The sequence below is a fragment of the Cellulomonas sp. GTC20042 genome (assembly GCF_055389595.1).
In genome coordinates, this window is record NZ_AP043678.1 from 1,410,676 (window position 1) to 1,432,945 (window position 22,270).

A 22,270-nucleotide genomic window follows, 5' to 3' on the forward strand; every position below is an offset into this window, starting at 1 on the left:
CCGCGACCCCCGCCTCCCCGCGCCGCCGACCGCGTGGGTAGTCTGCCCGCGTGACCACTCGTATCGCGCTCGCCACCTGCGCCGCCCTGCCGGACCTCGACCCGGACGACGCCCCGCTCGTCGCGGCGCTCCGGGAACGCGGCTACGAGGTCTCCGCGCCGGTGTGGAACGACCAGTCCGTCGACTGGTCCACCTACGACCTGGTCGTGGTCCGCTCCACCTGGGACTACACCGAGCGACCGCGCGACTTCCGCTGGTGGGCGCAGCGCGTCGGCCAGGTGACGAAGCTGCTCAACCCGCCGTCGGTGATCGCCTGGAACATCGACAAGACCTACCAGCGCACCATGGAGTCCGCCGGGCTGCCGATCGTCCCGACGATCTGGATGGACCCCGAGCGCAACTTCAACGCCCGCGCGATCCACACCCGCTTCCCGGCGTTCGGCCACTTCGTGATCAAGCCCACGGTCAGCGCCGGCTCCCGCGACACCGGGCGCTACGACGCGGGGGAGACCCCCTCGCGCGCGCTGGCGATCACCCACGTGAAGGACCTGCTCGGCGCGGGCCGGCACGTCATGGTGCAGCGCTACCTCAAGCAGGTCGACACCGTGGGCGAGACCGCGCTGGTCTACTTCGACGGCGTGCTCAGCCACGCGGTGCGCAAGGCCCCGCTGCTGGAGGGCCCGTACCGGGCGGGCGAGATGGACGGCGTCCTCTACAAGGAGGAGGTCATGACCGCGCGTGAGCCCTCCGAGGCCGAGCTCGAGGTGGGCCGCCGGGTGATCGAGGCGCTGCCGGCGCTGGTGCCCGGTGTCGACGGCCCGCTGCCCTACACGCGGGTGGACCTGATCCCGGACGACGAGGGCAACCCGGTGGTGCTGGAGCTCGAGCTGATCGAGCCCTCGCTGTTCTTCGCGCAGGCGCCCGGATCGGTGGAGCGCTTCGTCGACACCATCGTCGCGCGGCTCTGACCGGCGGCCGATCCGCGGCACGCACGACGAAGGCCCCGCACCTGCTGGTGCGGGGCCTTCGTGCTGGGGTGGCTAACGGGACTTGAACCCGCGACCTCCTGGACCACAACCAGGCGCTCTACCACCTGAGCTATAGCCACCATCGCCGTGCCGGACGAGCCGACCCGCGTGCCCCGATGGATCTGGGGCCGACGAAAAGTGTACGGGATGCGCGGGGGTGCCGGTGACACCCCGCGCGCGGGATCTCAGCCGGCCTGGTGCGCGGCGGCCACGGAGGTCGCGGTGATCTGCGCGGCGACCGCCTTGGCGGTCTTGGAGTCCGGCCCGGGCTGCGGCACCAGCAGCGCCGCGCGGTAGTAGCGCAGCTCGTCGATGCTCTCCAGGATGTCGGCGAGCGCGCGGTGTCCGCCGTGCTTCTGCGGGGACGCGAAGTAGACCCGCGGGTACCAGCGCCGGGCGAGCTCCTTGATCGAGGAGACGTCGATGATCCGGTAGTGCAGGTGGCCGATCAGCTCGGGCATGTCGCGGTCGAGGAACACCTTGTCGGTGCCGACCGAGTTGCCGGCCAGCGGCGCCTTGCCGGGGTCGGGCACCCAGGTGCGCACGTACTCGAGCACCTGCGCCTGCGCGTCGGCCAGCGTGGTGCCGGCGGCCAGCTCGTCCAGCAGCCCGGAGGTGGTGTGCATGGTCCGGACGAAGTCGCCCATGGCCTCCAGCGCGCCTGGCGGCGGGGCGATCACGACGTCCACCCCCTCGCCGAGCACGTTGAGCTCGGAGTCGGTGACGACCGCCGCGACCTCGACGAGCGCGTCGTTGACGGAGTCGAGTCCGGTCATCTCGCAGTCGATCCACACGATCCGGTCGCTGCTGGGGGTGCCGTTGCTGTTCACGGTGCTCACCGGACCAGGGTACGGCTGAGCCCGCCGGGCGGTGGGCCCGGCGGGCTCGTGAGGTGGTTCACCGTGCCGCGGCGACCGTGGTGGTCGCGGCGAGCACCGGGCGCGGACGCCAGCGGGGGCGCCGTTCCGGCGGATGACCGCGATCCGTGGTGACGGGTCTGCGGCCGCTCTGCCGCTCGGCGGCCCGGGCCTGCGCCTGGGCGATCCGGCGAGCGGTCTCGATGCGGTCGAGGTGGTCCTGCTGGACCAGCTCGAACGTGAGGGTGGGGTGCATGGTGGTGGTCTCCCGACGTGCTGCTGGGGTGGGGCCTGGCCGGGCCCCGGGGACTCACCGCGGTGAGCACCAGCACACCACTGCGCACCGGCGCGGTCACCTTCTTTTCCGCGCGATCACGCGGCGCGCCCGGGTCAGGCGGGCAGCACCCGGTCCAGGAACGCCACCACGTCGGCCAGCTCCGGCCCGGCGATCCCGTGCCCGAGGCCGGGGTAGCGGTGCTCCTCGGCGGCGGTGCGCCGGGCCAGCCACGCGGAGGTCCGCACGGTCGCGTCGGCCGGGATCACCGGGTCGGTGTCGCCGTAGCCGAAGAACGTCGGCACCCGGCGCTCGGTGAGTGCGGCGTCGCCGGGCTCCTCGGCGTCCAGGCTGAACCCGGACAGCACCACCCCGGCGGCGAACCGCTCCGGGCGGGTGCGCAGCAGCTGCGTCGTCATCAGCCCGCCCTGGGAGAAGCCGAGCAGCGCCACCGGCACGTCGGCCGGCACCTCGGCGTCGATCCAGGCCGCCAGCGCCTCGGCGGCCGCGCGCACCGGAGCCGGGTCGGGGCGTCCGGGGGCGGCGAGCGGTGCCCAGGCGAAACCCGGGCCGGCGGGGATCGGCGCGCGCGGTGCGATCAGTCGCAGGTGCGCGGGCAGGTGCGCGCCGAGGCCGATCAGGTCACCCTCGTGGGAGCCGTAGCCGTGCAGCAGCACGAGCACCGGCGCGCCGGGCAGGTCGGAACCCGCCCGGCGCAGCGTCGTGGTGTCGATCGCCACCTCAGCGCTCCAGCGCGAACCCGCTGGTCCACGAGGTCTGCTCGCTCGCGGCGAGGGTCATCTGGAGGAAGCCGACCGCCTCCAGCTCGTGCGCGCGCTTGAGCGAGCCCGCGTCGATCCCGCGCAGGCCGGCGGCGGTCACCAGGGCGATCAGCGCGGCCTTGGCGTCGGTGTCGTCGCCTGCGACGAGCACGGCGGTCGGCAGGGCGCCGACGGTGCCGGTGGCCAGGGTCGAGGCGAAGTTCGTGTTGAACGCCTTGAGCAGGTGCGCCTGGCTCAGGCGGGCGGCGAGCTGCGCGGTGGCCGAGGAGCCCTCCGGCACGACCAGCGAGTCGAAGGTCGAGAAGTCCACCGGGTTGGTGGGGTCGACGACCGTGCGGCCCGCGAAGCCGTCGGGGTACTGCGCCAGCACGTCGTCGATCGCGCCGTAGGGGAGGGCGAGCACGACGATCTCGCCGGTGACGGCCTCGCCGATGGTGCCCGCGGTGACGGCCGGGTCGACGGCGGCGGCCTTGGCGGCGTCGCGGGTGAGCACCTGGACGCTCGCGCCGGCCTTGAGGGCGATGCGGGCCACCGCGGCGCCGATGTTGCCCGCTCCGATGATCGTGACGCTGGTCATGTCGTGCTCCTTCGTGATCCGGTGCGGCAGTTGTTGTCGCTTCAACGACCATAGACCTGATCTGATTGAAGCGTCAACCAAATCGTGCGAGACTGAGGGCATGACGACGCCCGACCCCACGCCCCGGTGGCTCACCGCGGACCAGCTGCGGGCCTGGACGCGCCTGGAGGCCGTCGCCGAGCTGCTGCCCGCCGCGCTCGACCACCAGCTCCAGCGCGACGCGGGCCTCTCGCACTTCGACTACCTCGTGCTGGCCAAGCTCTCCGAGGCCCCCGACCGCACGCTGCGGATGACCCGGCTCGCCGCGCAGACCAACGCGAGCCTGCCCCGGCTGTCCCACGTGGTCAGCCGGCTCGAGCAGCGCGGGCTGATCACCCGGCGCCGTTGCCGGGACGACCGCCGGTCCACCCTCGCCACGCTCACCGAGCCGGGTTGGGAGACCGTCTACGCCACCGCGCCCGGGCACGTCGCCGAGGTCCGGCGCCTGGTGATCGACCGGCTGACCCCGGAGCAGGTCGAGCAGCTCGACGCGCTGGCGCTCGCGGTGCTGGGTGCGCTCGACCCGGAGAACCGGCTGGAGGCGCAGGGCGCCGATCCTTCGGCGGAGGACGGCTGCGCGACGGCCTGACGGTCTCTGCTCAGGCCGCTGCGCGGTGCCTGCTCAGGCCGCTGCGCGGCGTGCGGCCCGGCGGGCGCGGTGCTCGCGCCTGCGATGCCACACCCGCAGCACCAGCGCCTTGAACCGGTCGGTGATCCGCCGCACCGCGGGGAACTCCGTGCCCAGGATGCCCAGGCCGAGGAAGATCATCAGCCAGCCCGGGCCGGGCAGCACCAGCAGGGCGATCCCGATCAGCACGATCGTGCCGCCGACCACGGTCACCACGACCTTGTAGGCGGTGCGCAGCCACGGCCGGCTCTCCGTGCGGGCGCGCAGCGCGGCCAGGAACCGGCGCGGACCGGCGTCCGGGTCCTCGGACGCGGCGATCTCGGCGGCGAGCGACTCGTCGGGCATGCGGACCTCCGTCGGCCGGGCGGGGGTTCCCGGTACCGCAGGAGACGATCGGCGGGGTGCGTTGGTTCCCGGCACGCCGGGCGATCCGCGCTCGTGGGACGAAAACCCCTGGTCGGAGCGGTGGGCGTCGACCAGGCTCGTGCCATGACGACGCAGGCCGACCTCGACGACCGCATCCGCCGCTACTACGGGTCCCGGTACGCCGAGGCGGAGCGGCTGACCACCCGCTCCGCCGCCGGGCAGATCGAGGCCGCCCGCACGCGTTCCCTGATCGAGGCGCGGATCGCCCCGGCCTCCCGGGTGCTCGACGTCGGCGGCGGCACCGGTGCGCACGCCGTCTGGCTGGCCGCCGCCGGCCACGACGTCACCCTGGTCGACCCGGTGCCCGAGCACGTCGCCGCCGCTGCCGCCGTCGGCACCTTCGGTGCGCAGCAGGGCGACGCCCGGACGCTGGCGTTCCCGGACGCGTCCGTCGACGTCGTGCTGCTGCTCGGTCCGCTCTACCACCTGCGCCACCGCGCCGACCGGCTGCAGGCCCTCGCCGAGGCGCGCCGCGTGCTGCGCCCCGGCGGGCAGGTGCTCGCCGCCGGGATCTCCCGCAGCATCGCCGCGCTCGACCTCGTGCTCGCCGCCGACTTCGCCGACCTGCCCGGCGCGGCCCTGATCCGCCTGCTGGAGACCGGCGAGAGCCTGGACGACGCCGACGGCTTCCCCGCCGGGCACTTCCACACCGCCGCCGAGCTGCGCGACGAGCTGACCACCGCCGGGTTCACCGAGGTCGACGTCACCGGGATCGAGGGGCCGGGATCGCTCGCGCTGGAGCTGGTGCGGCCCGAGGACGAGGTGGTGGCGGCCGCGACCCTGCTCGCCGAGCGGGCGCAGGGGCACCCGGCGTCGGCGGACCTGTCCGGGCATCTGCTGGCGGCCGGGGTGCGCTGAGGCGCCCGTCCGCGGGACTCGCACGGCTCAGCGCGGCACGGGCGGCGCGACCACCGACAGCAGCCGCAGCCGCTCGCTGCTCTCGCTGCCCGGCAGCGCCGTGTAGACCAGCAGCGAGTGCTGCTGCACCGGGTCCAGCAGCGTCTGGCAGGCGAGGTCCATCGCCCCGACCTCGGGGTGCACGAAGCGCTTCGTCTCGCGCGGGCGCAGGCCGACCTCGTGCGCGTCCCAGGCCTGCCGGAACTCCGCGCTGCGCGTCAGCAGGTCCTCGACCAGGCCGGCAGCCCGCGATCCCGCCCCGCGCCGCGTCGCCACCTCGCGCAGCCCGGACACCCAGAGCCGGGTGAGGAAGTCGTGGTCCTCCGGGGCGTAGAGCAGCCGGGAGGCGGGATCGGTGAACCAGCGGTAGCCGATGCTGCGCGCCGGCCCGCGGTGCACGGTCAGGTCGCCGGTCAGCGCCGCGCCGAGCGGGGTCTGCCGCAGCGTCTCGCCGAGCTCGGTGACGATCTCCGCCGGGGTGTCCTGCAACCGGTCGAAGATCCGCAGCAGCCCGGGGCCGACGTGCTCGCTGGTGCCACCGCGCAGCGGCGGGTGCTGACCGGCCAGCCGGAACAGGTGGTCCCGCTCGTCCAGCGACAGGTGCAGCCCCTGCGCGATCGACGCCAGCATCTGCTCCGAGGGCTGCGGCCCGCGCTCGCGCTCCAGGCGCGCGTAGTAGTCGACCGACATGTGGCACAGCGCCGCCACCTCCTCGCGCCGCAGCCCGTCGGTGCGGCGCCGCGCGCCACGGGGGAGCCCGACGTCCTCCGGCTGCAACGCCTCCCGGCGCCGCCGGAGGAACTGCGCCAGGCCCGGACGGTCGATGCTCATGCCCTGTTCCTACCGGCCCGCCGCCCGCGCAGCCAGGGCCCGGCGATCCGCCCCTCGCGGCGAGCAGCCACGGACCGTGGATCCGCGGATCGACGATCCCTGGAGCCCCGCCGGAACGTGGGCCAGCGTGGACGCACCGATCCCCGCACCGACAGGAGCCCACCGTGGCACGCACCGATCTCACCGTCCCCGACCTCACCGGCCGTCGCGCCGTCCTCACCGGAGGCAGCGACGGCATCGGCCTCGGCATCGCCACCCGCCTCGCCGCCGCGGGTGCGCAGGTGGTCCTGCCGGTCCGCAGCCGGGCCAAGGGCGAAGCCGCCCTCACCGCGATCCGCCGGCAGGTCCCGGCTGCCGACGTCTCGCTGCGCGACCTCGACCTGTCCTCGCTCGCCTCGGTCGCCGCCCTCGGGGACACGCTGCGGGCGGAGGGCGACCCGATTCACCTGCTGATCAACAACGCCGGCGTGATGACCCCGCCGGAGCGGCAGGTCACCGCCGACGGCTTCGAGCTCCAGCTCGGCACCAACCACCTGGGCCACGTCGCCCTGGTCGGCCACCTCCTGCCGCTGCTGCGTGCCGGACAGGCCCGCGTGACCTCCCAGATCAGCGTCGCGGCGAACCGCGGGCGGATGCACTGGGACGACCTCGGCTGGGAGCGCTCGTACGACGGGATGCACGCCTACGGCCAGTCCAAGGTCGCGCTCGGGCTGTTCGGCCTCGAGCTCGACCGGCGCAGCCGGGCCGGCGGCTGGGGGATCACCAGCACCCTGTCCCACCCCGGCGTCGCACCCACCAGCCTGCTCGACGCCCGCCCCGAGATCGGCCGCACCCGGGAGACCGCCGGACGCCGGACGATCGTGCTGCTGTCCCGCCTCGGGCTGACCGGCACGGTGCAGAGCGCCGGGCTGCCCGCGCTGCTCGCCGCCACCGGGCCGTCCGTCGTGGGAGGCACCCTCTACGGGCCGCGGGGGATCGGGCACGTCGGCGGCGCGCCGGGGGAGCAGGCGCTGTACCCGCCGCTGCGCAGCGCGCAGGACGCGAGCCGGGTCTGGCGGGTGTCGCAGGAGCTGACCGGGGTGGCGCTGGACGGGTGAGGTCGGGTGCCCCCAGCAGGACTCGAACCTGCAACCGACGGATTAGAAGGCCGTTGCTCTATCCATTGAGCTATGGAGGCGTGGTGCCCGGCCCGAGGTCGGCCACCCGGCGCACCAGCGTACGCGTGCGGGGCCCAGGGCGGTGACGGCCCGCCGCGCCGTCCTCCTGCGCGACACGGAGCGCAGATCGTTTGGCCCAGGTCGCCCGGACGGGCGAGTATGGACCCTGTGAATGCGCAGGCGGGGAGCCCGACGGGCACGGCGGACCGATCCGGTTCCGCGGCGAGGGACGTCCTCGACCGTCCGCTCGCCGCCACGTCCCTCCTGGACGCCATGGGCGACCTGCTGCGCGACGTCGAGGCAACCGGTTTCCCGCTGGACGTGCCGGGGGTCGAGACCTCGCGGGCGTCGCGCTCGCGGCTGGTCGACCAGCTCGCCGACCACCTGCTGCCCCGGCTGCGCGAGCTGTCCGCCCCGGCGGTGGTCGTGGTGGCCGGATCCACCGGCGCGGGCAAGTCGACGCTGGTGAACTCGCTGGTGGGGGCCGAGGTGAGCGCCGCGGGCGTGCTGCGGCCGACCACCCGGCGCCCGGTGCTGGTGCACCACCCGGAGGACGCCGAGCTGATGGCCGCGCACCCGGTGACCGACGCGGTCGAGGTGGTGGCGAGCGACCAGGTGCCGCGCGGGATCGCGCTGATGGACGCCCCCGACCTCGACTCCGTGCTGGAGACCAACCGCCGCTCGGCGCAGCGGCTGCTGGAGGCCGCGGACCTGTGGCTGTTCGTCACCACCGCCGCCCGGTACGGCGACGCCCTGCCGTGGCGGGTGCTCGGCGGGGCCGCGGAGCGTGGCGCGTCGGTGGCGATGGTGCTCAACCGGGTGGACCCGGCGGCGCTGCCGACCGTGCGCGGCGACCTGCTGGAGCGGCTGCGCGCGCACGGCATGCAGGGGTCGCCGCTGTTCGTGGTGCCGGACGTCGGCCCGCACGAGGGTGTGCTGGAGCCGGGGGTCGTCGCGCCGATCGGGCGCTGGCTGTCGATGCTCGCCGGGCCGGACCGGGCGCGCACCGTGGTCGCGCGGACGCTGCGCGGCTCGCTGGCGGCGCTGCGACCCTGGGTGGACGAGCTCGCCGAGGCGGTGGACGGCCAGGCCGAGGCCGCGACCGGCGTGCGTGCGGCGATCGACGAGGCCGTGGTGGCCCCGCGCGAGGAGGCGCGGGCGACCGTGCGGCGCGGTGCCGTCGCGCAGGGACCGGCGCAGGCGCGCTGGGCCGAGCTGACCGCACCGGGCGCGCCGCTGGTCGACGTGCTGCGCGGGTCCGGCCGGGTGGACCGGTCGCGCCGTGCCGGCCGGGAGCGTGCCGGGTCGGTGGACCCGCTGGTGCAGGACGTCGTCGCCTCCGCGCGGTCGACCGTGGTCGCGATCGGCGAGGCCACCGAGCGGGCGCTGCGCGAGGCGCTGGTGCAGGGGCCCGCCGGTGGCTCCTCCGTGGAGCGTGCCTGGTCGGCGGCGAGCCGGTCGGAGGTCCGTCCCGACGAGGCCGAGCGGGCCGCGCTCGCCTGGGCGTCGTCGGCCGAGCCCGCGCTCGCCGAGGTGCTGGCCGCGACGGTGGAGCCGGAGGGCCCCGGTCGTGCCGCGCGCCGTGCCCTCGCCCGCGCCGAGCGCCGGGTCGCCGCCGGGCGTCGTGCGCTGGGGGACGAGGGGCTGGTCGCGCTGGGGCTCGCCGCCGCCGCGGGGCTGGACGCCGCCGAGCGGATGCTCGTGGACCTGCTGGGTGAGCGCGGGCGCCGCCTGGTCGTGCTGCTGCGGGACCGGCTCGCGCAGGAGGCCGCCGGGCAGGCCGACCGGGAGGCCGCCGCCGTGGCCGCCGTGCTCGACAGGCCCGAGCTGGCGCCCGACGCGGCCTCGACGCTGCGCCTGCGGCTCGCCGTGATCAAGGGGCTGACATGACCGGGACCGCCGTGGACGCCGTCGAGACCGACGGGTCGGGCAGCGACACCGCGCGGCTCGCCGAGCGGCTGGCGGCGCTGGAGGAGGCCCTGGTGCTGGCCGGCGACCGGGTCGACCCCGCGGTGACCGCGAAGGCCCGGGCGATCGGCGACCACGTGCGCGACCGGCTGGCGCTCGGCGTGGACCACACGATCGTCTCGCTGCTCGGTGGCACCGGGTCCGGCAAGTCGTCGGTGTTCAACGCGGTGTGCGGGCTCGAGTTCGCCGAGGTCGGCGTCAAGCGGCCCACCACGTCCCTGGCCGCCGCCTGCGTGTGGGGCGAGGGCGGGACCGCGCTGCTCGACTGGCTGGACGTCGACCGCGACCGGCGGATCGTCCGCGAGAGCGCCCTGGACGGCGACACCGAGGCCCCGCTGCGCGGGCTCGTGCTGCTCGACCTGCCCGACCACGACTCGATCGAGCCCGCGCACCAGGCGGTGGTGGACCGGTTGCTGCCGATGTCCGACCTGCTGGTGTGGGTGGTCGACCCGCAGAAGTACGCCGACGACGCCCTGCACTCCGGCTACCTGCGCAAGCTGGTCGGTCACGAGGGCGCCATGCTCGTGCTGCTCAACCAGATCGACACCGTGCCCGCCGACCAGCGCGAGGCCCTGGTCGCGGACCTGGAGCGGCTGCTGGTCGCCGACGGGCTCGCCGGGGTCACCGTGCGGGCGGTCTCGGCCCGGGCCGGCGAGGGGATCGCGGAGCTGCGCGACGACCTCGCCGCGGTCGTGCGCGGCCGCAGCCTGGCCGCACGCCGGGGATCCGCGGAGATCGGCGACGCCGCCCGGCTGGTCGCCGCCGAGCTCGCCCCGGACGAGTCCGGCTCCGACGCGCTGGACGCCGCGCAGGTCGCGCACACCCTCGCCGAGGCCGCCGGTCTGCCCGCCATCGCCTCCGCCGTCGCCGCCGTGGTGCGCGGCGGGGCCGACCCGGTGCCGTCCTTCGTCGCCGTGCAGCCGGACACCGTCGAGCTCGCCCGGTCGCAGTGGGCGACCGCCGCCACCGCGCGGATGCCCCGCCGGTGGGCGGATGCCGTCCGCTCCGCGCTCGCCGGCGTCGAGGAGATCCGCACCGCCGCCGACCGGGCGCTCGCGCAGGTCACCTTGGTCGCCCGCCGGTCCGCCGCGGCCGCGACGCTGTTCACGCTCGCGTTCGTCGCCGGGGTCGCGGGCCTCGTGCTGGCCTCTGTCGGCGGGGGACTGGCGCTCGGCTCCGACCTGCGCACCGCGCTCACCCTGCTCTGGCCGGTCGCGCTGGGGCTGGCGGTGGTGGCGGTGGTCCTCGTCGTGCTCGCGCTGCGCGCCCGGCGGTCCGCGGCGCTCCGCCGGGCGGACCGGGTGATGCTCGACGGGCGCGCGGCGCTGGAGGGTGTGGTCGAGCAGCGGCTCGCGGTCCCGACCGCCGCGGTGCTGGCCGATCACCGGCGGGTGCGCGAGCTCGTCGCCCGGGCGGCGCGGGACACGGAGACGGTCGCGCAGGGCTGATCTCGGCTGCTGCCGGAGAGCTCGCGACCGGCTCGTCCGGGGCTGTTCCGCTCGGTGAGCGGGCGTCGAGCCGTCCACAGGCGGTCCAGGCGTTCGTCGTCCCCAGGCCGCGTCCTCGCGGCGTGACGTGCGCGGGTGCACGTCGTGACGCTGTCCGGACCGCCGGCGCCATCGGGTGCCGGCACGGACGAGGAGGACCGATGGCCGCGAACGACATCGACATCACGGTGGCCGGCTGGGTCGGCAGCGACCCCCGCCACTACCCCGGGCAGGACGGGCAGGTCCCGTTCACGCAGGTCCGGGTCGCCCGCACCCGGCGCTCCTACGACCGCGCCCACGACACCTACGTCGACGCCGGCACCGACTGGTTCACCGTCAAGGTGTTCCGCGACGCCGCCACCAACGTCGCGGAGTCGCTGCGCCGTGGCGACCCGGTCGTCGTGCACGGGCGACTGCGGCTCGACGAGTGGATCGCCGCGGACGGGCAGGAGCGCACCACGGCGACGCTGGTCGCGACCGCGCTCGGGCACAACCTCGCCCTCGGCACGTCACGGTTCGCCCGGACGGTCCGCGGCGGGGCGACCGGCGGCGGGGCGCGTCCGGACCAGGCGGGCGGCGGCGAGCCCGGGATCGGCGACGTGCTGCCGACGGACCCGCTGGACGGCGTCGAGGACGGGCCCGGCGGCGTGCCGGTGGACCTGTCGGGAGCGCTGCTGCTGGACGACGAGCCGGACGAGGGGATCGGCGCGGTGGCGTGATCGTCGCGGGTGCCCCTGCCGCGGACGGCGGCAGGGGTGCCCGTGCGGGGCGCGCCGATGGTCGTGCCGCGCACCTGCCGGGCAGGTGCCGGACCGACGCCCGGGCGGCGGCCCGGCCCAGGTCCCGCTGACCCGGGCGGCGTGATCGCCTAGGCTGGGTCACCGCGAGCCCACCCGGCACCGCGCCCCGCCGCCGACAGGCACGAGCGGACCGGCGCAGGACGTCGGCCCGCGACCGACGACACCGACGAGCACCGAGGCGGACGAAGAGCCAGTGGCTGAGTTCATCTACAGCATGTACAAGGCGCGCAAGGCGCACGGCGACAAGGTCATCCTCGACGACGTCTCGCTGAACTTCCTGCCCGGCGCCAAGATCGGCGTCGTCGGGCCGAACGGCGCGGGCAAGTCGACCATCCTCAAGATCATGGCCGGGCTGGATCAGCCCTCCAACGGCGAGGCGCGCCTCAGCCCCGGCTACACCGTCGGCATCCTCCAGCAGGAGCCGCCGCTGAACGAGGAGAAGACCGTCCTCGGCAACGTCCAGGAGGGCGTCGCCGAGATCAAGGGCCAGATCGACCGCTTCAACGAGATCTCCGCCCTGATGGCCGAGCCGGACGCCGACTTCGACGCCCTGCTCGCCGAGATGGGTCAGCTCCAGGAGGCGATCGACGCCGCCGACGCCTGGGACCTCGACGCCCAGCTCGAGCAGGCGATGGACGCCCTGCGCTGCCCGCCGGCCGACGCCGACGTCTCCGTGCTCTCCGGTGGTGAGCGCCGCCGCGTCGCGCTGTGCAAGCTGCTGCTCGAGAAGCCCGACCTGCTGCTCCTCGACGAGCCCACCAACCACCTCGACGCCGAGAGCGTGCTCTGGCTCGAGCAGCACCTCGCGTCGTACCCCGGCGCCGTGCTCGCGGTCACCCACGACCGGTACTTCCTCGACCACGTCGCCGAGTGGATCTGCGAGGTCGACCGCGGTCGCCTCTACCCCTACGAGGGCAACTACTCCACCTACCTGGAGAAGAAGCAGGCGCGCCTCGAGGTGCAGGGCAAGAAGGACGCCAAGCTCGCCAAGCGCCTCAAGGACGAGCTCGAGTGGGTCCGGCAGAGCGCCAAGGGCCGTCAGGCCAAGTCGAAGGCCCGCCTCCAGCGCTACGAGGAGATGGCCGCCGAGGCGGACCGCACCCGCAAGCTGGACTTCGAGGAGATCCAGATCCCGCCGGGCCCGCGCCTGGGCAGCGTCGTCCTCGAGGCCACCGACCTCAACAAGGGCTTCGACGGCCGCACCCTGATCGACGGTCTGAGCTTCACGCTGCCGCGCAACGGCATCGTCGGCGTGATCGGCCCGAACGGCGTCGGCAAGACCACCCTGTTCAAGACGATCGTGGGTCTCGAGCCGCTCGACGGCGGGTCGCTCAAGGTCGGCGAGACCGTGTCGGTGTCCTACGTCGACCAGTCCCGCGGTGGCATCGACCCGAAGAAGACCCTGTGGGAGGTCGTGTCCGACGGGCTCGACTTCATCAAGGTCGGCAACGTCGAGATGCCCTCGCGCGCCTACGTCGCGTCCTTCGGCTTCAAGGGCCCGGACCAGCAGAAGCCCGCGGGCGTGCTGTCCGGTGGTGAGCGCAACCGCCTCAACCTCGCGCTGACCCTCAAGCAGGGCGGCAACCTGCTGCTGCTCGACGAGCCCACCAACGACCTGGACGTCGAGACCCTCGGCTCGCTGGAGAACGCCCTGCTGGAGTTCCCCGGCTGCGCCGTCGTCGTCTCCCACGACCGCTGGTTCCTCGACCGGGTCGCGACCCACATCCTCGCCTACGAGGGCACCGAGGAGGACCCGGCGAACTGGTACTGGTTCGAGGGGAACTTCGCCTCCTACGAGGAGAACAAGGTCTCGCGGCTCGGCGCCGACGCGGCCCGCCCGCACCGGGTCACCTACCGCAAGCTGACCCGCGACTGACACCCTCGGCCGCCGCGACCACCACGGTCGCGGCGGCCGAGCCGTTCCACCCGGGGTCGTCCCGCGCCTGCACCACCCGGTGCCCACGCCCGCCGACCCGCACGACCACGACGAACGAGGTGCACCATGGCCCGGCTGCGGGTCCCCGTCGCGCTGCGCTGGTCCGACATGGACGCCTACGCGCACGTCAACAACGTCGAGATGCTGCGGCTGCTCGAAGAGGCGCGGATCGAGGCGTTCTGGGCGCACCCGTCCCCGGTGACCTCGGTGGCGGTGCCGGCGACGGGGAGGACGCCCGCGCCCGAGGCCGACGCCGCGGGCGTGCCGGACGCCCGCCACCCCGCCCCGGCGGACGCCCGCACCCCCTGGCCGACCGCGGTGCTCGACGCCGGACCCGGCGCGCAGACCTCCACGCTGGTCGCCCGGCAGGAGATCGAGTACCTGCGCCCGCTCGGCTACCGCCGCACGCCGGTGGTCGTCGAGATGTGGATCGGTCACCTCGGCGGCGCCAGCCTCGATGTCTGCTACGAGGTGCACGGCGGCGAGGAGGACGACGAGGCCGGTCCGTTCGCCCGCGCGGTGACCACCCTGGTGCTGGTCGACGCCGCCACCGGGTCCCCGCGCCGGATCGCCCCCGTGGAGCGCGACGCCTGGCTGCCCTACGTCGAGGAGCCGCCCCGGTTCCGCCGCCGGGGGCGCTGAGCAGCGCGGACGCTGGGCATCACTACTCAGGGACGACGCCTGACCACCTAGTGCAGGGGTGACAGCACTCATCTTCGGGGTCCGGACCACTCATGTTCGTCCGATGCCCTGGCTCCGGTGGTGGCCAGTCCGACACGGTGGTCTGAGGCGGTCGCAGGGGCCGCCTCTGAGCAGGAGGTCCACGCATGAGATCACGGTTCGGACGGCTCGTCGGGACGATCGGCGCGACGGCGGTGCTGGCGACGTCGATGGCGGTCGTCGCCCCCGCCGCGCAGGCGGACTCGCGGTGCAACACGCGCGACCACACGCACGGGATGGCGTGGTGGAAGCGGACGGACAACTACATCAACAACACGGACAGCGCCAAGGGGCCGTCGTACCGGGACTACCACCACACCAACTCGGACCCGACGTCGTGCCGCGTCTGACCCGGGTGCAGCGGGCGGCCACCGTCATGACGGTGGCCGCCTGCTGCGGCGCCCTCGTCGCCTGCGCGAGCGCGGACAACCGGACCGCTGACCCGGACACCGTCGTCAGCGCCTCCCCGAGCGTGAGCGAGGCGCCGATCTGGCGTCCGAACGCCGAGGAGCAGGAGATGCTGCTGGCGTGCGCGGCGGAGAAGCTCGGCTACGCCTTCACCCTCGACGACATCGTCGACCCGGACATGTCCGACGGCGAGGGGATCATCGACACCCCGGAGGAGTGGGAGGGCCGCCGGATGACCCGGGCCTACACCCAGTGCTGGTGGGTCAACCAGCCGGACCTGGAATCGCTCGACATGGACGACTTCGGGAACCGCGCCCGGTACAACTCGGCCTACGGGATCATCTGGGGCGAGGACGAGCCGCGCGACGACCCCCTCGCGCCCTGGCCCGGCGAGGAGAACCTCGGATGGGGCTGACCCGGGGCGTCCGCACCCTCGTCGCGGTGGGTGCCCTGCCGCTCGCCCTCGCCGCCTGCGGCACGGGCACCGGGTCCGCCGACGCCCCGAGCCCGGCCGTGTCCCCGGCGACGACCTACGCCGAGAGCCCGCTGGCGCCGTACCTGCCGCTCTTCGCGATCTCCGTCGATGAGCAGCGCGCGATCTCCGCCGAGGCCGAGACGCTGATCGCCGGGTGCATGAAGGACCAGGGCTTCACCTACGACCAGCCCTACGTGCCGGACGAGCCGATCCTGCCGCCGCTCGACGGGCTGACGCCGGTGCAGTGGGCGGAGCTGTACGGCTACGGCGTGACGACGCTCGACGCGGGGGAAGCGACCGCCGAGCCGGAGCAGCGCAGCGGGGCCGAGCAGGCCGCCTACGACGCCGCGCTCTACGGTGCGGGCACCGGGGACGAGTCGGCCTACGACTGGCAGCAGGAGGGCTGCATGGGCGCGGCGTACCACGAGGCGACCGGGGGAGCCGACGAGATCATGCGCGACCCCCGGTTCGCCGCCCTGTTCGCTGCCGTGGCTGTCGTGCAGCAGGACGCGGCGACCTCGGAGCCGATGATCGCGCTCGACTCGGAGTGGTCGACCTGTCTCGCGGATGCCGGGCACCCGGGGATCGCGTCACCCGCGGACGCCGCGGCGCGCATCCGCGCGGCGTGGTTCGCCGCCGGGGGCGAGGAGGCGAGCGCCGAGGTGCGCACGGAACTGCGTGCGGAGGAGATCGCGCTGGCGACGGCGGACGCCTCCTGCCAGCAGACGGTCGACTACCGCGGGCGGGCCGAGCAGGTCCTCTGGGCGGCCGAGGCGGTGCTGGTCGCGGAGCGGCAGGACGAGCTCGACGCGCTGGTGGCCGAGGACTGATCGACGGGCGCATCGACCGCATCGCGGGCAGGCCGGTCGATGCGCCCGGTGGTGGTGCCGTCGGCGTGCAGACCGTGGCCGGCGCGAGCGGTCGCGTGGACGCACGGCCGGCACGAGCGGTCGCGCGGACGCACGGCCGGTGGCCGGCACCGACGCGCGGTCGACAGCCCGACGTGCGGTCAGCGGTCCGATCGCGCCCGCTCGGCGGCCTCCGCGGCGCGGGCGATGTTGCGCTGCATCCCGCCGAACACGATCCCGTGGAACGGCACGACCGTCCACCAGTACAGCTGCCCGGCGAGGCCGTGCGGGTGGAAGACGGCGCGCTGCGCGAAGACGACCGGCGGCGTGCCCCACGCCTCGGCATCCCACGGATCGACGGCCGTCCCCGCATCGGCCGCGTTCGTCGCGTCCGCCGAGTCGTCCGCCGGCTCCACCCGCAGCTCCAGCCACGCCAGACCCGGCACCCGCATCTCTGCGCGCAGCCGGATCAGCCGCCCCGGCACCACCTCCTCGACGCGCCAGAAGTCCAGCGCGTCGTCCACCACCAGCCGGCGGGGGTCCCGGCGTCCGCGTCGCAGCCCGGGGCCGCCGACGAGCCGGTCGGCGAGCCCGCGGACCCGCCACGCCAGCGCCCAGGAGTACCAGCCGCGCTCGCCGCCGACGGCCTCGAGCACCCGCCAGAGCGCCGCGGGGGAGGCCTGGACCTCGGAGCGCCGGTCGTCGACGTAGAGGGAACCGCCGGCCCAGTCGGGGTCGCCGGGCAGCGGGTCGGAGGGGACGCCGGGCAGCGCGGCGGAGGACCAGCGGGTCGCGACGGCGGCCTCGTGCACGCGGGCGAGGGCGAGCCTCACGGCGCGGTCGAAGTCGATCAGCCCGGACGGCGGGTCGGGCACGTAGCGGGCGATGTCGTGCTCGCCGGCGACCACCTCGTGCACCAGCGACTCGACCAGCGGGCGGGCGATGCCGGAGGGCACCGGTGTGACCAGGGAGACCCAGAGGCTGGACAGCCGTGGGGTGAGCACGCCGACGCCGACGATCACCCGTCGCGGCAGCCCGGCGACGGCGGCGTAGCGCTGCATCATGTCGCGGTAGGTGAGCACCTCGGGCCCGCCGATGTCGAAGGTGCGGCTGACCTCCGGCGGCAGGGCGGCGGCGCCGACCAGGTAGCGCAGCACGTCGCGCACGGCGATCGGCTGGATGCGGTTCTCCACCCAGCGCGGCACCGTCATGGCGGGCAGCCGCTCGGTGAGGTACCGCATCATCTCGAAGGACGCCGACCCGGAGCCGAGGATCACGGCGGCGCGCAGCACGGCGGTGGGCACCCCGCAGGCGAGCAGGATCTCGCCGACCTCGCGGCGGGACGCCAGGTGCGGGGAGAGGTCCTCGACGTCCGGGGACAGTCCGCCGAGGTAGACGATCCGGCCGACGCCCGCCTCGCGCGCCGCTCGCCCGAAGCCGAGGGCGAGCGCCCGGTCGCGCTGCTCGAACCGGCGCCCGCCGTCCATGGAGTGGATCAGGTAGTACGCGACCGCGGTGCCGTCCAGGGCGGCGCGCAGGGCCTCGGGGTCGCCGACGTCGGCGGCGACCACCTCGACGGCGTCGTACCAGGGGCGTCCGCGCAGCCGCTCGGGGTGCCGGGCGAGCGCCCGCACCCGGTAGCCGGCGGCCAGCAGCTCGGGGACCAGCCGTCCGCCGACGTAGCCGGTGACCCCGGTGACCGCGACCAGCGGGGCGTCGGCGCGGGGCCGTCCGTCGGCGTCGGTGCCGGGCACCAGCCCGGGCAGGGTGCGCGCGACAGGCTCGGGCAGCAGGTCGTCGCCGGCGGGCGCGCCGGGGCCGGCGGCGGGTGTGGTGCGGGCGGGCTCGGGCATCACCGCAGTCTGCGAGCGCGGACCGGGTGCCGCATCTCGGCGCGGTCGCGGGGACGTGGTCGGCGGGGCGTGGATCCGCGGCGGCCGTCCGGTCGTGCCCGCGCCGCACCGCCCGGCGTCACCCGCGACCCCGCCTCAACGCCCGGCCCCGGTCGTGCCCGCGCCGCAGCGACCGGCCCCCGCGACCACGTCGGATCGCCCGGCCTCGCCCGCGAGCCAGCGCGCGCCCAGCCCGCGACCCCGCCCCGATCAGCCCAGCAGCCGGAGCGTGTCCCGCTCGGCCACCGCCTGCGAGCGGGTCGGCCGGATCGTCTCCCCGTGCGCCCACAGGTCGATCAGCCGCGGGTCGATGTACGAGGCGCGGCAGACCGCTGGGGTGTTGCCGAGCTCGGCGGCGACGTCCCGGACCACCCCGGCGACCGCCGCCCGGCGTGCCCGGTCCGAGGCGGGCGGCTCCCCGACGTCGGCGAGCCCGCGGGCGGCGAGCACGGTGGCGTGCCAGGTGCGGAAGTCCTTCGGGGTGGCGTCCGGGCCGAGCCGGCGCTTGACGTCGGCGGCGACGTCCGCGCTGGTCAGGTCGTGCCAGCCGTCGTCGTCGCGCCACGCCAGCAGCTCGGGGCCGCCGCCACGACGGCGCAGCAGCGTGCCGACCAGGGCGGCGACCCGCGCGTCCTCGACGACGACGTCGCGCACCTGCCCGGACTTGGCGGGGTAGTGGAACCGCACGGCGGCCTCCTCGCCACCGGCGCGGGCGGGCTCGCCGGTGCCGTCCAGCACGGTGACGTGCTCGCGGCGCAGGGTGGCCAGCCCGTAGGAGCCGTTGCGCTGGGCGTAGCCCTCGCCGCCGGCCCGGAAGTACGCGAGGTCGAGCAGCCGGAACGACAGGGCGAGAGCGGTGGCGCGCGGCATGCCGTCCAGCGCGAGGTCGCGGCGCACGGAGCGGCGTGCGGCCGGCAGCCGGCGGGCGATCTCGAGCACGTGGTCGTGCTTGCGCCGGTCGCGTCGCAGCCGCCACTGCGCGTGGTACAGGTACTGGCGGCGCCGGGCCTCGTCCAGCCCGGCGGCCTGGATGTGCCCGGTGGGCCACGGGCTGATCCAGACGTCCTCCCACGCGGGCGGGATCGCGAGGCCGAGGATGCGGTCCAGGTGCTCCGGCTCGGTGATCCGCACCCGGTCCAGGTCGAGGTAGACGAACCCGCGACCGGCACGGCGGCGTGCCCAGCCCGGGACGTCGATCCGGACGCGTCGCAGCCTCACCACCGGCACATCGTGCGACGTGCCCGGCGGGTGCGCGACCGGGGGGTCAGTCCGGGACCCGGACCATGCCCTCCTGCGCGATGCTGGCGACGAGGGTGCCGTCCTGGGCGAACACGCGGGTGGCGCCGAGGCCGCGCCCGCCCTGCGCGCTGGGGCTGCTCTGGTCGAACAGCAGCCACTCGTCCACGCGCACGTCGCGGTGCCACCACATCGCGTGGTCGAGGCTCGCGACGGACAGGCCGGAGGTCAGCCAGGACAGCCCGGCGCGCCGCAGCACGGGCTCGAGCATGATCTGGTCGCAGGCGTAGGCGACGAGCGCGCGGTGCAGCAGCTGGTCGTCGGGCAGCGGCGCCTTGGCGCGCATCCACACCCGCTGGGTGCCCTCGGCGGTGGGTGCGGGGCCGAGGTAGAGCGACCCGCCGACGTGCCGGACGTCGAAGGCGCTCTGGTGGGTCCAGAACTGCGCGACGGGGTGGTCGAGGTGCCCCATGCGGTCCATCGCGGACTCGACCTGCTCGGGGTCGGGGACCTCGGGCATCGGCTGCGTCAGGTCGATCCCGGGCTGCTCCTCCTGGAAGGACGCGATCATCGACAGGATCGCCTCGCCGCCCTGGCTGGCGTGGGTGCGCCGGGCGGAGAAGGACCGGCCGTCGCGCAGCCGCTCGACGGACAGGTCGATCGGGGTGCCGACGTCGCCGGCCCGCAGGAAGTACCCGTGCAGGGAGTGCGGCAGCCGGCCGTCGGGCACGGTCCGGCCCGCGGCGATCAGCGCCTGGGCGACCACCTGGCCGCCGAACACCCGGCCGCCGGGCTTGGGCAGGCTGTCCGCGACGAACGTGTCCGGGCCGTCACCGGGGGCGAGGTCGAGGACGTCGAGCAGGGCGGCGATGGTGTCGTGCGAGGTCACGCGGACCAGCGTCTCACGTCGGTGCGACGCCTCCGGCGCGACCTGCGGTGGCCCGCATCACGCCGGCCGGTGCCCGCCCGCGGTGTTGACCAGCGAGTGCGCGGCCCGCTCCAGGTAGTCCCAGAGCGTCGCCTCGTGCAGCGGCGCCAGGTGCAGCCGGTCGACGGCCACCCGCATGTGCGCCAGCCAGCGGTCGCGGGCGTCCAGGTCGACCGCGAAGGGCATGTGCCGCATCCGCAGCCGGGGGTGGCCGCGCTCCTCGGAGTACGTGGTGGGGCCGCCCCAGTACTGCTCCAGGAACATGGTCAGCCGCCGCTTGGCCGGGCCGAGGTCCTCCTCGGGGTACATCGGCCGGAGCACCGGGTCGTCCGCGACGCCCTCGTAGAACGAGTCGACCAGCCGCTCGAAGGTGTCGTGGCCGCCGATCGCCGCGTAGAAGGAGTCGCGCCGGCTCGGGTCCTCGCCGGTGGGGGTGGGCTCGGTCATGCGGCCAGTGTCGCACCGGGCGCCAGGCGTGACACCGACGCGCCTCGCGGGCGTGACCAGCGTCTCCTCCCGTGCCGCCGCGACCCTCCGGTCCCCGGACCGCGGTACCCGCGCGCGCGGGCTAACCTGGGGCGCAGACGGCTGTGACGTCACGGCCGACGCAGGGCCGTTCACGCACGATCATGACGGGGGTTCGATGAGCAAGGCAGAGCAGATCCTGGTGGCGCTGGGCGGCGGCGGGAACGTCGTGGACCTGGAGCCGTGCATCACCCGGCTGCGCGTCGAGGTCACCGACCCGGGCCAGGTGGACGAGGCGGCGCTCAAGGCGACCGGCGCGTTCGGCGTCGTGCGCTCGGGTCGCATCGTGCAGGTGATCGTCGGCCCGGAGGCCGACAGCCTGGCCGCGGAGCTCGACGGGCTGCGCTGAAGCCGCGCACGCACCGCAGACGCCGGAGGGCGCCACCGACGAGGGTGGCGCCCTCCGGCGCGTCCGGGAGCACGTGGTCGGTGATCGATCCGTCCGGCCCGGCGTCGGCGATCAGCCGCGGTCGGCCGCCGCGTCCTCGTCCGAGGCGCCGCCGTCCGCCAGCCGCTCGCGGTGCGCGGTGAGCAGGTCGCGCTGCCCGGCGAGCGGGATGTCCGCGGCCTCCAGCGCCTGCCGCACGGCCACCCGCAGCGCCCGCCCCACGGCCCACTGCCGGGCGGGGGAGGTGCGCTGGGTGACGCGGATGGTGACGGCGTCGAAGGTGAGGTCGTCGGCGGTGGCGACGGTGGGGGAGCCCTCGAGGTCGTGGCCGACGTCCGGGTCCTGCGCGAGGGCGGTGGCGGCGGCGGTGAGCAGCTCGGTCACCTCGTCCAGGTCGGCGAAGTAGTCGACCTTGACCTCGACCACCGCGTTGGCCCAGCCCTGGGTCTTGTTGCCGACCCGGGTCATCGTGCCGTTCGGCACGTACCAGAGGGTGCCGTTGACGTCGCGGATCTTGGTGACCCGCAGGCCGACCTCCTCGACGGTGCCCTGCGCCGGGCCGACGTCCACCACGTCGCCGACGCCGTACTGGTCCTCCAGCAGCATGAACAGGCCGGACAGCACGTCCTTGACCAGGCTCTGCGCGCCGAAGCCGAAGGCCACGCCCACGATGCCGGCGGAGGCGATGAACGGCGCGATGTTCACGCCGAGCTGGTCGAGCACCAGCAGCACCGCGATCGAGCCGATCACGATCGCTGCGGTGGAGCGCAGCACCGAGCCGATGGTGCGGGCGCGCTGGCTGCGCCGGGCGTTCGCGATCGGGTTGGCCTTGCGCAGCGCGGCGGCGACCTCGGTGCCGCCGAGCGGGCGGGCGATGCCGCGCTGGAGCAGCGAGGTGCCCTCGGCGATGTGCTCGGTGGCGGCCTTGATCACCCGCTGCACGATCAGCAGCGTGATCGCGCCGATCGCCAGGATGATCGCGATCCGCAGCCCGGGGCCGAGCAGCCAGTCCACCAGCGCGTTCGCGCCGTCGCCGACGGCCTCGCCGAGCCCGGGCGTGCTGTCGTCGGTCGGTGCCGTGGTCGGGTCGGACGCCAGGGCGGTCAGGTCCAGCAGGGATCGTGCGGAGAGCATCGCCCCACGCTAGCCGGACCGGGCGCACG

At 75.1% G+C, this 22,270-nt stretch carries 24 protein-coding genes and 2 tRNA genes; 13 read left to right on the forward strand and 13 right to left on the reverse strand.

Annotation, left to right across the window (positions count from 1 at the left end; genetic code table 11):
- The first annotated feature begins 50 nt into the window (after positions 1-50).
- Positions 51-968 (forward strand): ATP-grasp domain-containing protein, encoded by a 918-nt coding sequence (locus tag ACZ5HG_RS06540; protein ID WP_464181201.1) that lies wholly within the window; start codon positions 51-53, stop codon positions 966-968.
- 64 nt (positions 969-1,032) lie between these two features.
- On the opposite strand, the gene ACZ5HG_RS06545 is transcribed toward ACZ5HG_RS06540, so the two are convergent.
- The 5 genes from ACZ5HG_RS06545 to ACZ5HG_RS06565 all read right to left on the reverse strand — a co-directional run bounded on the left by ACZ5HG_RS06545 (position 1,033) and on the right by ACZ5HG_RS06565 (position 3,620).
- Positions 1,033-1,108: transfer RNA gene (locus ACZ5HG_RS06545), tRNA-His, on the reverse strand.
- A 105-nt stretch (positions 1,109-1,213) separates the two neighbouring features.
- Positions 1,214-1,867 carry an oligoribonuclease gene (orn, locus tag ACZ5HG_RS06550; protein ID WP_464181202.1) on the reverse strand — a complete coding sequence of 218 codons (654 nt, stop codon included), beginning with the start codon at positions 1,865-1,867 and terminating at the stop codon, positions 1,214-1,216.
- Positions 1,868-1,925: 58 nt separating this feature from the next.
- Positions 1,926-2,141 carry a hypothetical protein gene (locus ACZ5HG_RS06555; RefSeq protein ID WP_464181204.1) on the reverse strand — a complete coding sequence of 72 codons (216 nt, stop codon included), beginning with the start codon at positions 2,139-2,141 and terminating at the stop codon, positions 1,926-1,928.
- A gap of 134 nt (positions 2,142-2,275) precedes the next feature.
- Positions 2,276-2,899 (reverse strand): alpha/beta hydrolase, encoded by a 624-nt coding sequence (locus ACZ5HG_RS06560; protein ID WP_464181205.1) that lies wholly within the window; start codon positions 2,897-2,899, stop codon positions 2,276-2,278.
- Between the two features lies 1 nt (position 2,900).
- Complete coding sequence (locus ACZ5HG_RS06565) at positions 2,901-3,620, reverse strand: NADPH-dependent F420 reductase (protein WP_464181207.1); 720 nt, start codon at positions 3,618-3,620, stop codon at positions 2,901-2,903.
- Between ACZ5HG_RS06565 and ACZ5HG_RS06570 the strand changes: the two genes are divergently transcribed.
- Positions 3,619-4,146, forward strand: a complete 528-nt coding sequence (locus ACZ5HG_RS06570) for a MarR family winged helix-turn-helix transcriptional regulator (RefSeq protein WP_464181208.1) — start codon at positions 3,619-3,621, stop codon at positions 4,144-4,146. The two genes, ACZ5HG_RS06565 and ACZ5HG_RS06570, sit on opposite strands and share 2 nt — an antisense overlap.
- Before the next feature lie 33 nt (positions 4,147-4,179).
- Here ACZ5HG_RS06570 and ACZ5HG_RS06575 read toward each other — a convergent pair whose 3' ends face one another.
- On the reverse strand, positions 4,180-4,530 hold the full coding sequence (locus ACZ5HG_RS06575; protein ID WP_464181210.1) for a PGPGW domain-containing protein: 351 nt from the start codon (positions 4,528-4,530) through the stop codon (positions 4,180-4,182).
- A gap of 144 nt (positions 4,531-4,674) precedes the next feature.
- Here ACZ5HG_RS06575 and ACZ5HG_RS06580 point away from each other — a divergent pair, with 144 nt between their 5' ends.
- A complete protein-coding gene (locus ACZ5HG_RS06580) occupies positions 4,675-5,469 on the forward strand; it encodes a class I SAM-dependent methyltransferase (RefSeq protein ID WP_464181212.1) in 795 nt (264 codons plus the stop codon).
- A gap of 27 nt (positions 5,470-5,496) precedes the next feature.
- On the opposite strand, the gene ACZ5HG_RS06585 is transcribed toward ACZ5HG_RS06580, so the two are convergent.
- Positions 5,497-6,339, reverse strand: coding sequence for a helix-turn-helix transcriptional regulator (locus ACZ5HG_RS06585; protein WP_464181214.1), 843 nt, complete (start codon positions 6,337-6,339; stop codon positions 5,497-5,499).
- Positions 6,340-6,503: 164 nt separating this feature from the next.
- On the opposite strand from ACZ5HG_RS06585, the gene ACZ5HG_RS06590 reads away from it, so the two are divergent.
- Positions 6,504-7,436, forward strand: coding sequence for an SDR family oxidoreductase (locus tag ACZ5HG_RS06590; RefSeq protein WP_464181215.1), 933 nt, complete (start codon positions 6,504-6,506; stop codon positions 7,434-7,436).
- A gap of 7 nt (positions 7,437-7,443) precedes the next feature.
- On the opposite strand, the gene ACZ5HG_RS06595 is transcribed toward ACZ5HG_RS06590, so the two are convergent.
- Positions 7,444-7,516, reverse strand: a tRNA-Arg gene (locus ACZ5HG_RS06595).
- Between the two features lie 253 nt (positions 7,517-7,769).
- On the opposite strand from ACZ5HG_RS06595, the gene ACZ5HG_RS06600 reads away from it, so the two are divergent.
- The 8 genes from ACZ5HG_RS06600 to ACZ5HG_RS06635 all read left to right on the forward strand — a co-directional run bounded on the left by ACZ5HG_RS06600 (position 7,770) and on the right by ACZ5HG_RS06635 (position 16,120).
- Entirely contained in the window at positions 7,770-9,386 is a 1,617-nt protein-coding gene (locus tag ACZ5HG_RS06600) for a dynamin family protein (protein ID WP_464181216.1), read from the forward strand.
- Positions 9,383-10,912, forward strand: coding sequence for a P-loop NTPase family protein (locus ACZ5HG_RS06605; RefSeq protein ID WP_464181217.1), 1,530 nt, complete (start codon positions 9,383-9,385; stop codon positions 10,910-10,912). The genes ACZ5HG_RS06600 and ACZ5HG_RS06605 overlap by 4 nt, the downstream gene beginning before the upstream one ends.
- A gap of 200 nt (positions 10,913-11,112) precedes the next feature.
- The gene (locus tag ACZ5HG_RS06610; protein ID WP_464181219.1) at positions 11,113-11,670 is read left to right on the forward strand and encodes a single-stranded DNA-binding protein; all 558 of its coding nucleotides are present in this window, start codon (positions 11,113-11,115) and stop codon (positions 11,668-11,670) included.
- A gap of 274 nt (positions 11,671-11,944) precedes the next feature.
- Positions 11,945-13,627 (forward strand): energy-dependent translational throttle protein EttA, encoded by a 1,683-nt coding sequence (ettA, locus tag ACZ5HG_RS06615; RefSeq protein WP_464181221.1) that lies wholly within the window; start codon positions 11,945-11,947, stop codon positions 13,625-13,627.
- A 126-nt stretch (positions 13,628-13,753) separates the two neighbouring features.
- Positions 13,754-14,329: an acyl-CoA thioesterase gene (locus ACZ5HG_RS06620; RefSeq protein WP_464181223.1), complete on the forward strand. Its 576-nt coding sequence runs from the start codon at positions 13,754-13,756 to the stop codon at positions 14,327-14,329.
- Positions 14,330-14,514: 185 nt separating this feature from the next.
- Entirely contained in the window at positions 14,515-14,757 is a 243-nt protein-coding gene (locus ACZ5HG_RS06625; protein ID WP_464181224.1) for a hypothetical protein, read from the forward strand.
- Complete coding sequence (locus tag ACZ5HG_RS06630; protein ID WP_464181225.1) at positions 14,745-15,230, forward strand: hypothetical protein; 486 nt, start codon at positions 14,745-14,747, stop codon at positions 15,228-15,230. The genes ACZ5HG_RS06625 and ACZ5HG_RS06630 overlap by 13 nt, the downstream gene beginning before the upstream one ends.
- Entirely contained in the window at positions 15,221-16,120 is a 900-nt protein-coding gene (locus ACZ5HG_RS06635; RefSeq protein WP_464181226.1) for a hypothetical protein, read from the forward strand. Before ACZ5HG_RS06630 ends, ACZ5HG_RS06635 begins: the two co-directional genes overlap by 10 nt.
- 179 nt (positions 16,121-16,299) lie before the next feature.
- Here the strand turns inward: ACZ5HG_RS06635 and ACZ5HG_RS06640 are convergent, their stop codons facing one another.
- The 4 genes from ACZ5HG_RS06640 to ACZ5HG_RS06655 all read right to left on the reverse strand — a co-directional run bounded on the left by ACZ5HG_RS06640 (position 16,300) and on the right by ACZ5HG_RS06655 (position 20,641).
- Positions 16,300-17,991 carry an SDR family oxidoreductase gene (locus ACZ5HG_RS06640; protein ID WP_464181229.1) on the reverse strand — a complete coding sequence of 564 codons (1,692 nt, stop codon included), beginning with the start codon at positions 17,989-17,991 and terminating at the stop codon, positions 16,300-16,302.
- A gap of 249 nt (positions 17,992-18,240) precedes the next feature.
- Positions 18,241-19,251: a DNA topoisomerase IB gene (locus tag ACZ5HG_RS06645; RefSeq protein WP_464181231.1), complete on the reverse strand. Its 1,011-nt coding sequence runs from the start codon at positions 19,249-19,251 to the stop codon at positions 18,241-18,243.
- A gap of 43 nt (positions 19,252-19,294) precedes the next feature.
- Complete coding sequence (locus ACZ5HG_RS06650; RefSeq protein WP_464181232.1) at positions 19,295-20,155, reverse strand: acyl-CoA thioesterase; 861 nt, start codon at positions 20,153-20,155, stop codon at positions 19,295-19,297.
- 57 nt (positions 20,156-20,212) lie between these two features.
- The gene (locus ACZ5HG_RS06655; protein WP_464181234.1) at positions 20,213-20,641 is read right to left on the reverse strand and encodes a globin; all 429 of its coding nucleotides are present in this window, start codon (positions 20,639-20,641) and stop codon (positions 20,213-20,215) included.
- 196 nt (positions 20,642-20,837) lie between these two features.
- Between ACZ5HG_RS06655 and ACZ5HG_RS06660 the strand changes: the two genes are divergently transcribed.
- Positions 20,838-21,068 (forward strand): glucose PTS transporter subunit EIIB, encoded by a 231-nt coding sequence (locus ACZ5HG_RS06660; protein ID WP_464181236.1) that lies wholly within the window; start codon positions 20,838-20,840, stop codon positions 21,066-21,068.
- Between the two features lie 111 nt (positions 21,069-21,179).
- Here ACZ5HG_RS06660 and ACZ5HG_RS06665 read toward each other — a convergent pair whose 3' ends face one another.
- Positions 21,180-22,241, reverse strand: coding sequence for a mechanosensitive ion channel family protein (locus ACZ5HG_RS06665; RefSeq protein WP_464181238.1), 1,062 nt, complete (start codon positions 22,239-22,241; stop codon positions 21,180-21,182).
- Between the last annotated feature and the right edge of the window lie 29 nt (positions 22,242-22,270).